Source organism: Plantactinospora sp. B6F1 (assembly GCF_040120695.1).
Taxonomy (GTDB): Bacteria; Actinomycetota; Actinomycetes; order Mycobacteriales; family Micromonosporaceae; genus Plantactinospora.
Genome location: NZ_JBEEAC010000025.1, coordinates 81,153 through 88,509 on the forward strand (window position 1 = coordinate 81,153; position 7,357 = coordinate 88,509).

General features: G+C 71.7%; 9 protein-coding genes. 6 read left to right on the forward strand and 3 right to left on the reverse strand.

The annotated features are described in order from the left end of the window. Nucleotides 1-21: 21 nt before the first annotated feature. Together ABNF97_RS25800 and ABNF97_RS25805 are read right to left on the reverse strand one after the other, a co-directional pair. A complete protein-coding gene (locus ABNF97_RS25800; protein WP_130463589.1) occupies nucleotides 22-777 on the reverse strand; it encodes an NAD(P)H-binding protein in 756 nt (251 codons plus the stop codon). 266 nt (nucleotides 778-1,043) lie between these two features. After that, entirely contained in the window at nucleotides 1,044-1,661 is a 618-nt protein-coding gene (locus tag ABNF97_RS25805; protein WP_349340101.1) for a response regulator transcription factor, read from the reverse strand. Here ABNF97_RS25805 and ABNF97_RS25810 point away from each other — a divergent pair. The 6 genes from ABNF97_RS25810 (at nucleotide 1,644) to ABNF97_RS25835 (ending at nucleotide 6,290) form a co-directional block, all read left to right on the forward strand. Next, nucleotides 1,644-2,432, forward strand: a complete 789-nt coding sequence (locus tag ABNF97_RS25810; RefSeq protein ID WP_130463591.1) for an ATP-binding protein — start codon at nucleotides 1,644-1,646, stop codon at nucleotides 2,430-2,432. The genes ABNF97_RS25805 and ABNF97_RS25810 overlap by 18 nt on opposite strands. An 83-nt stretch (nucleotides 2,433-2,515) precedes the next feature. Further along, entirely contained in the window at nucleotides 2,516-3,349 is an 834-nt protein-coding gene (locus tag ABNF97_RS25815; protein ID WP_130463592.1) for a manganese catalase, read from the forward strand. 91 nt (nucleotides 3,350-3,440) lie between these two features. Continuing rightward, nucleotides 3,441-4,670, forward strand: coding sequence for a putative manganese transporter (locus ABNF97_RS25820; RefSeq protein WP_349340102.1), 1,230 nt, complete (start codon nucleotides 3,441-3,443; stop codon nucleotides 4,668-4,670). 11 nt (nucleotides 4,671-4,681) lie between these two features. Next, a complete protein-coding gene (locus tag ABNF97_RS25825) occupies nucleotides 4,682-5,008 on the forward strand; it encodes a hypothetical protein (RefSeq protein WP_130463594.1) in 327 nt (108 codons plus the stop codon). Then, nucleotides 5,005-5,580, forward strand: a complete 576-nt coding sequence (locus ABNF97_RS25830; RefSeq protein WP_130463595.1) for a hemerythrin domain-containing protein — start codon at nucleotides 5,005-5,007, stop codon at nucleotides 5,578-5,580. The genes ABNF97_RS25825 and ABNF97_RS25830 overlap by 4 nt, the downstream gene beginning before the upstream one ends. 134 nt (nucleotides 5,581-5,714) lie before the next feature. Beyond that, on the forward strand, nucleotides 5,715-6,290 hold the full coding sequence (locus ABNF97_RS25835; protein ID WP_130463596.1) for an AAA family ATPase: 576 nt from the start codon (nucleotides 5,715-5,717) through the stop codon (nucleotides 6,288-6,290). Nucleotides 6,291-6,326: 36 nt separating this feature from the next. Here ABNF97_RS25835 and ABNF97_RS25840 read toward each other — a convergent pair whose 3' ends face one another. Continuing rightward, nucleotides 6,327-7,046 carry a DUF998 domain-containing protein gene (locus tag ABNF97_RS25840; protein ID WP_130463597.1) on the reverse strand — a complete coding sequence of 240 codons (720 nt, stop codon included), beginning with the start codon at nucleotides 7,044-7,046 and terminating at the stop codon, nucleotides 6,327-6,329. Between the last annotated feature and the right edge of the window lie 311 nt (nucleotides 7,047-7,357).

A 7,357-nucleotide genomic window follows, 5' to 3' on the forward strand; every position in this document is an offset into this window, starting at 1 on the left:
GCCAGCGGGGCATGCCTGCGGCTACCTCCCGCCGGTGTCCAGCGCGCGCCGGTCCGCCAGCCGGATGCTACCGGTCCGGGCCTCGCCGAGCGGGACCAGCGCGTCGTCGGCCACCACGGCGCCGAAGTATCCGGCGGCGGGATCGCTCACCACCTGCCGGGGATCCTGCTCCGCGCGCAGCACCGACCGGATCACCTCGTCGAGGCGGGACCGCTCGGGGCCGGTCACCTCGACGATGCCGCCGACCGGTGCACCGAGTGCGACGTCCGCCACCGTGGCCGCCACGTCGTCGGCGGCGATCGGCTGGAAGAGCACCGGTCCCAGGCGTACGGTGTCGCCGTCGGTCCCGGTATCGGCGATGGCGTCGAGGAACTCGAAGAACTGGGTCGCACGCACGATCGAGTGCGGGACCGCGGATGCCGCGACGACCTTCTCCTGCGCCACCTTGGCCCGCATGTACCCGACGTTCGGCATCCGGTCCGCGCCGACGATCGACAGTGCCACGTGGTGGCCCACCCCGGCCGCCGCCTCGGCCGCGAGCAGATTCCGGGCGGTCGTCTCGAAGAACTCCAGCGCGGCGGCCGGCTCGAAGGACGGTGCGTTCGACACGTCGACGACGACCGCGGCTCCGTCGAGCGCCTCGGCCAGTCCTTCGCCGGTGACCGCGTTCACCCCACTCCTCGGCGATGCCGCCACCGCCTGGTGCCCCTGCGCGGCGAGCAGCTCCACGACCTTGCTCCCGATGAGTCCGCTGCCCCCGATAACGACGATCTTCATCTTGATCCTCTGGTTCCGTTCCGTGGCGCCGGATCGCGCCCTGTCATCCAGGACGACCGGGCGGGACGGTGGTTCGTGACGGCGGCCGGACGGCCACTACCGGCTACTGTCTCCCGCCGGGTCCGCGGTCTCCCCTGGCCTGGTGTCTCCCCCCGGCCTTCTGTCTCCCCCGGCCTGGTGTCTCCCCCGGTGAGCGGACCTGACACGTCATCGGTGTCCCCGGGTGACCTGCGCCCACAATGCCGACGGCAGGTCGCGTGGAAGGCTCACAGCAGGCCGGCGTTGCCGGCCACGGCGGCCGCCTCCGTCCGGTTCGACACCCGTAGTTTGCGTAGCAACGACGCGGTAAGCCGTTTCACCGTGCGCTCGGAGAAGTTCAGCTCTTCAGCGATTTCGACCGTGCGGCAGCCCTTCGCAATAAGCTGCAGGAGACGGCGTTCCGCGTCGTCCAGCGTGGTCGTCGCCGGCAGTCCGTTGTGCGCCGGGCGGAGCAGGGCGGCGAGCAGGCCTGCGGGGAGCACCGCCCACCCGTCCAGGATCGCCAGCAGCGGCGGCAGGAGTTCCTCCGGCTCGCTGCTCTTCGGCAGGTAACCCTCCGCGCCGGCACGCAGGGCCTGCACCATGAGGTCGAGGTCGTCGAGGCCGGAGATCGCGACGATCCGTACCCGGGGGGTGGTGCGACGGATCGCGGCGATGGCCCGGATCCCACCCGGGGCGGGCATGTGCAGGTCGACCAGGACCAGATCGGGTACGCAGCGACGGACCGTGGCAGCGGCGGCGGAGGCGTCGCCGGTCGATCCGACGAGCCGGGCCCGCCCCTCGGTGCTGGCCGGAAGCAGGAGTTCGAGGCCGCGGACGAAAAGGGGATGGTCATCGACCAGCACGAGCCGGAGGGGCGCGGATTCGGACACGGGGCGGCGTTTCCCGCTCTGCGCCCGATCATGCCCGGCCAGCCGGAGACCGCTCATTCCGCCGGTATCCGTGCTCGACCGGGCGACCAGGCGCTGCTGCTGCGGATGTTCTGTCACGAACTGCGGTCGCCGATCGAGTCGCTGCGCTCACTGACCCGCGCCCTCGCCGAGGATTCAGCGGCGCTGCGCCCGGACGAACGGCGTGCCATGGCCGCGCTCGCCCGGGAACAGGCGACACACCTGGCAGGCCTGTGGCGGCAGGCGGTGGCGACGACACAGAGCCTGGCGGAACCGGTCGACCAGCCGGTCCCACTGCGCCAGGTGCTACCGGTCGCGGTCGCCGCCGGGGCACCGCAGCGGTTGACGGTCCGGCTCACCCGTGGCGCCGGTGGCCGGCTGGTGCACGCCGACCGGGTCCGTCAGATTCTCCGCAACCTGGTGGAGAACGCCCTGCGGCACGGCCCCGCCGAGGGTCGGGTCCGGGTCTGCGCCTCGGTGCGGGCCGGGGCCCTGGTCCTGGTGGTCACCGACGAGGGCCGGTCGTGCGAACCGCTGTTGGCCGCGTTGCGCCGTACCGCGCCGCCGCCGGGAGTTTCCGGGCTGGGCCTGTGGATCGTGCGGCACCTGGTCGCCGCGGAGGGCGGCACGATCACGGCGTATCGCGCGGCGCACGGCGTCGCGGTACGGGTGAGCCTGCCGCCGCGACGCCGCCGCCCCGGTGACGCGGACGCCCTCGCCTGCTGACCCTTTGGTGCCACCGGTTGACCCCACCGGGCCATCGGAACGGGTACCCGGGCACGGTCTGCCGCTTCTACCAGGAGGACACCGTGTTCAGCCACATCAAGGACCTGCAGTTCGAGGCCAAGCCCGATGCGCCCGACGCCGCCTTCGCCCGCCGCCTACAGGAGGTGCTCGGCGGCAAGTGGGGCGAGATGACGGTCGCCAACCAGTACCTCTTCCAGGGCTGGAGTTGCCGCCTGCCCGGCAAGTACAAGGATCTGCTGCTCGACGTCGGCACCGAGGAGATCGGGCACGTCGAGATGATCTGCGTCATGATCGCCCGCCTGCTGGACAGCGCTCCGCTCTCCCTGCAGGAGGCGGCCGCCGAGGACAACCCGATGCTGGCCGCCATCTACTCGGGACAGAATCCGGCGCACTTCATCCATTCCGGCGGCGGTCCGTTGCCGGTGGACAGCAGCGGAGTGCCCTGGAACGGCTCCTTCATCACCGCCAGCGGAAACCTGCTCGCCGACTTCCACCTCAACGTCACCGCGGAGGCCCAGGGCCGGCTCCAGGTCGCCCGGTTGTTCAACATGACCGACGATCCCGGTGTCAAGCAGATGCTGCGGTTCCTGCTCGCCCGCGACACGATGCACCAGAACATGTGGCTGGCCGCGATCGAGCAGCTCAAGGAGGACGGCATCGAGGAGATGCCGGTCCCGGAGGCGTTCCCCGACGCCGAGCAGGAGAACCAGTTCGCCTACCAGTACATCGACTTCTCCGCCGGTGGGGAGGCGGCCGAGGGGCGGTGGGCCGCCGGCCCGAGCCCCGACGGCAAGGGGCGGTTCAGCTATCAGGCGACCGCGACCGCGCACGCGGAGGCGCCGCAGCTTCCTCCGGGCGACCCACGCCTGCACTGCACGCCGCCGGCCGGTAGCTGACGGCCGGCGCCCCACCGTCCCATTCCGTCCCGCTGCGCCGGTCCGTCGCCACGACGGCGGACCGGCGCGGCCCAGCTGGAAGACAACGATCATGATCGAGCTATTCGCCCGCCCGTTGGCGGACGCGTTCATGCAGGTCGGGGTCTACGTCGCGGTGATGGTCGCACTCTTCGGCTGGCTACGCTGGCGGTACGGCGACCGGGTCACCGACCATCTGACCCTCCGCCCCCGGCTCGGCCCCCTGGTCGGCGCCGTGCTCGGCGTCAGCCCTGGCTGCGGCGGCGCCATCATCCTGATGCCCCTGTACGCGCGCGGCAAGGTCTCCTTCGGAACGGTCGTCGCCGCCCTCGCGGCCACCATGGGCGACTCGTCCTGGGTGGTCATCGCCGCCGATCCGGTCTTCGCGCTCAGGATCCATGCACTGCTCTTCGCCGTGGGCCTGGTCACCGGCTACACGGTGGACCTGCTCGGGATCGACCCGGCCAACGCCCTCCCGGGCCGGACGCGGCGGTCGAGCCGACGCCGGACCGCCGTGCCGGGGTACGGCGCGAGCGACCCCGTGCCGGCGTACGGCGCGAGCGTGCCGACGGGCGCCGCGTCCGCGTGCCCCGCGGCCCGGGCCGGCACCGACGACCGGGCCGGAACGCCCGTCGCCCGCCCGGCGTCGGCGACCCTGGCCGTTGCCCTGCCGGCCGGCGCCGAGCCCGGGCGTCCCGCCGGGATGTCCCTGGTCTTCTGGGGACTCACCATGCCCGCCTTCCTGGTGTCGGTACCGGTCGTGTTCCACGCCGTCGACCAGCGACGCCTCACCGGCGCGCTCGGCGGCGTCGACCCCTACCTCGCACTCGGCTGCTGCGGGACCCTGGTCGCGCTGCTCATCTTCGCCGCCGGTCGGGGCCGGTTCGCCGACGACACGGTGGCCACCGCCTCTCCGTCGACCCGGCGGGAGGCACTGCGGCACAGCGCTCACGAGGCCTCGTTCATCACCGTCTGGGTGGCGGTGGCCTATCTCGGATGGCAGATCCTCAGCACCACCACCGGATTCGACGGTTCCCAACTGGCGTTCGCCGGAGCCGCCGGTGTGCTCGTCGGAGCGCTGATCGGGCTCATCCCCGGCTGCGCCGTACAGATCGTCTTCACCGGCATCTTCGTCACCGGCGGCCTGCCCGTGACGACGCTGGTGGCGAACGCGATCAGCCAGGACGGGGATGCCCTGATCCCACTGGCGGCGCTGCGCCGCCGCGCTGCCGCGACGGCGACGGTGATAACCACCGTCCCGGCCCTGCTGGTCGGGCTGGGACTCCTGGTACTACTCCGCTGAAGGAGGCAGAGATGCCGAGCCCGACCACCCCGACGGTCGTACCGCCCGATCCCGGCACCGACGGCTGGGCCTGTGACTTCGTCACGCTGCGCCAGGCGCGGAGGAAACTGGGTGTGCTCGCCGCCCTGACCGCTGTCGCGCTCTCCACCGGGGTCTCACCCTGGCTCTCCGCCGGTCTGCTGGCGCTGACCGTGCTGATCCCGGTCGCCCTGGTCGGCCATGGCGGATGGCAGATGTTGCCAGCCCTGGTGGCCGGAGCCCGGGACACATGGAAGCCGCTGTGCCGGGAACAGCAGCGTACCGACGTCGACCGGACCGGAGAGGGTGACGAAACGTGACAGCAGGGGTGAAGCAGGACGTCCTTGATCTGCTGACCGAACAGCACCAGCAGATCAAGGCGCTCTTCGGCCAGCTCGGCCGCGCCGAGGGAAACCAGAAACGCGAGCTGTTCCAGGATCTGGTTCGGCTACTCGCCGTGCACGAGAGCGCGGAGGAGATCGTGGTGCACCCGGTCGCGCAGCGCAAGATCGACCGAGGTGACACGGTGGCCGGGCGGCTCCGGCACGAGGAGGACGAGGCCAAGCACGAACTCGCCGCCCTCTACGACCTCGGCGTCGACCACCCGGACTTCGACCGCCGGTTGGCGAGATTCGCCGACGCGGTCGTCGCGCACGCGACCCGGGAGGAGACGGAGGAGTTCCCGTCGCTGCGCCGCAGCCTCTCCGCGGCCCAGCTCGGCCGGATGGCGGGCGCACTGCGCGTCGCCGAGTCGATGGCGCCGACCCGCCCGCATCCACATTCCGGCGAGTCCGCCTCGGCGAACCTGATGGCCGGCCCGCCGATGGCGGTCTTCGACCGGATCCGCGACGCCGTACGCGACTGGCGCGAATCCCATCGGGACCAGGACTGACCCTGAACCTGGCCGGGCCGGCCCGGCGGTGCTGAGTCGACAGTCGGCAGTGGCGGACGTACGCACACCCGGGCATCGGGACGGGCGCACACCCGGGCATCGGGGCGGGGCCGGGCTGTGGCAGGGTTCGGGCCATGCCCCAGCTCCTGGTCCTCACCGGCCCGATCGCGGCCGGCAAGAACACCGTCGCGGATCGGCTCACCCGACGGCTGACCGGGGATGGCCGCACCGTCGTGATCGTGGACGTCGACGAGGTCGCGGCGATGGTGGGCCCGCCCGGCGCGGGCAGGGCCGGGTTGTGGTTCGCCGCCCACGAGGCGCACGGTGCCCTCGTCGGGCAGTGGATGCGCTCGGACGTCGAGTACGTCGTGGCGGTAGGACCGTTCCACACCGACGTGGAGCGCGCGGCACTCACCCGTACGCTTCCGGACGACGCGGCCGTGCTGTGGGTCGTCATCGACGCTCCGGTGTCCGTGACGTTCGCCCGCGCACAGGCCGACCCGGGCCGCGTGCTCTCCCGCGAACCCGGGTTCCATCACCGCGCGCACCAACGGTTCCGAGAGCAGTTGCCGACGATCCCGGCCGATCTGACCTTCGACTCGGAGAAGCTGGACGCGGAGCGGATCGCGACCGGGATCGCGGAGAGGCTCGGCCTCGCCGGCACTGCCCTGCCCGACCGACCGGGTCAGGACGGGCAGTCGAAGAGGTAGCTGCCATGCGGTCCGGTCGCGGCGGCGGGTGGGTCGTCAGACCGCGCCGTGACGGGCGGGGGCGGCGAGCTGGCCGTGGAGGTGGACGGCGAGCAGGGTGAGCCAGAGCAGTCCGATGACGACGGTGATCCGCTGGAACAGTCCGGCTAGGCCGACGAGCCCGGCGACCTGAGCGAATCCGGCGCTGGCCAGGATGTCTCCGGCCAGGAAGGCGAGCCCGGTGAGGGCCGAATAGCTCGCCCATCCGTGCCGACGCTCCCCGACGAACCTGCGGGTGAAGACGAAGCAGGCGGCTGCCAGCGCCGGGAAGGCGAACAGGGCGAACCCGTCGTGCAGCGCCCCGGAGGTGGTGTACTCGGCCGGCACTTCCGGAGTGCCGGGTGGGTACCCGCTGATCGGGTCGGTGACGAACACGCCCGCGCCGAGCAGCCCGATCGCCCAGACTCCGATGAGCAACGGTCCCCAGGTCGCCGCCCTGCCCGGCGCGAGTGCCCGCCGCACCCCGACCGCGAACGCCAGGGTGAGCAGACCGCAGAGGAGGAAGTTGACCGTCTGGGTCCAGCCATGGGGGCCAAGGGCGAGCGAACTGACCGGATGCCGCAACGGGTCGTAGTCGTCGCGGGTGGCGCCCTCGATCAGGAATGCCAGGACGAACAGCGGCCCGGCGACGATGCCGCAGCGGAGCAGCGCCCGGGTCCTCCGGCGGGGACGCGGGGCGGGGGGCGTGCTCGCGGGTTGCAGGGTGATGGTGGTCATCGCTGACCCCTTTCGGCCGTGCCGGCGGGTACCCGTCGAGTTTGTCAACTTACGTTGACATCGCCGCGCTGTCAACTGCGGTTGACAGCGGCGGTTCCGGTAGGCCTGCGGCCAGGTGTGGGTTCTCAGCGGAGTTGATCCGTTCTCACTGGACCTGATCCGTACCTGATCCGTTCTCACGGAACGGGACTGTACAAATAACGGCTGATCGACCGATCAAGGGAGAGACGCCAGATGACGACCGAGACCACCGTGGGACAGCCGGCCGCTGGGCCGGTGGGTGCGGTCACGGATGAGCAGTTGATCGCGAT

Excerpts from the sequence above, each read along its gene's own strand:
- ABNF97_RS25800 (WP_130463589.1), bottom strand. The coding sequence starts at position 777 with ATGAAGATCGTCGTTATCGGGGGCAGCGGACTCATCGGGAGCAAGGTC.
- ABNF97_RS25810 (WP_130463591.1), top strand. The coding sequence starts at position 1,644 with ATGGTCATCGACCAGCACGAGCCGGAGGGGCGCGGATTCGGACACGGG.
- ABNF97_RS25820 (WP_349340102.1), top strand. The coding sequence starts at position 3,441 with ATGATCGAGCTATTCGCCCGCCCGTTGGCGGACGCGTTCATGCAGGTC.
- ABNF97_RS25825 (WP_130463594.1), top strand. The coding sequence starts at position 4,682 with ATGCCGAGCCCGACCACCCCGACGGTCGTACCGCCCGATCCCGGCACC.
- ABNF97_RS25835 (WP_130463596.1), top strand. The coding sequence starts at position 5,715 with ATGCCCCAGCTCCTGGTCCTCACCGGCCCGATCGCGGCCGGCAAGAAC.
- ABNF97_RS25840 (WP_130463597.1), bottom strand. The coding sequence starts at position 7,046 with ATGACCACCATCACCCTGCAACCCGCGAGCACGCCCCCCGCCCCGCGT.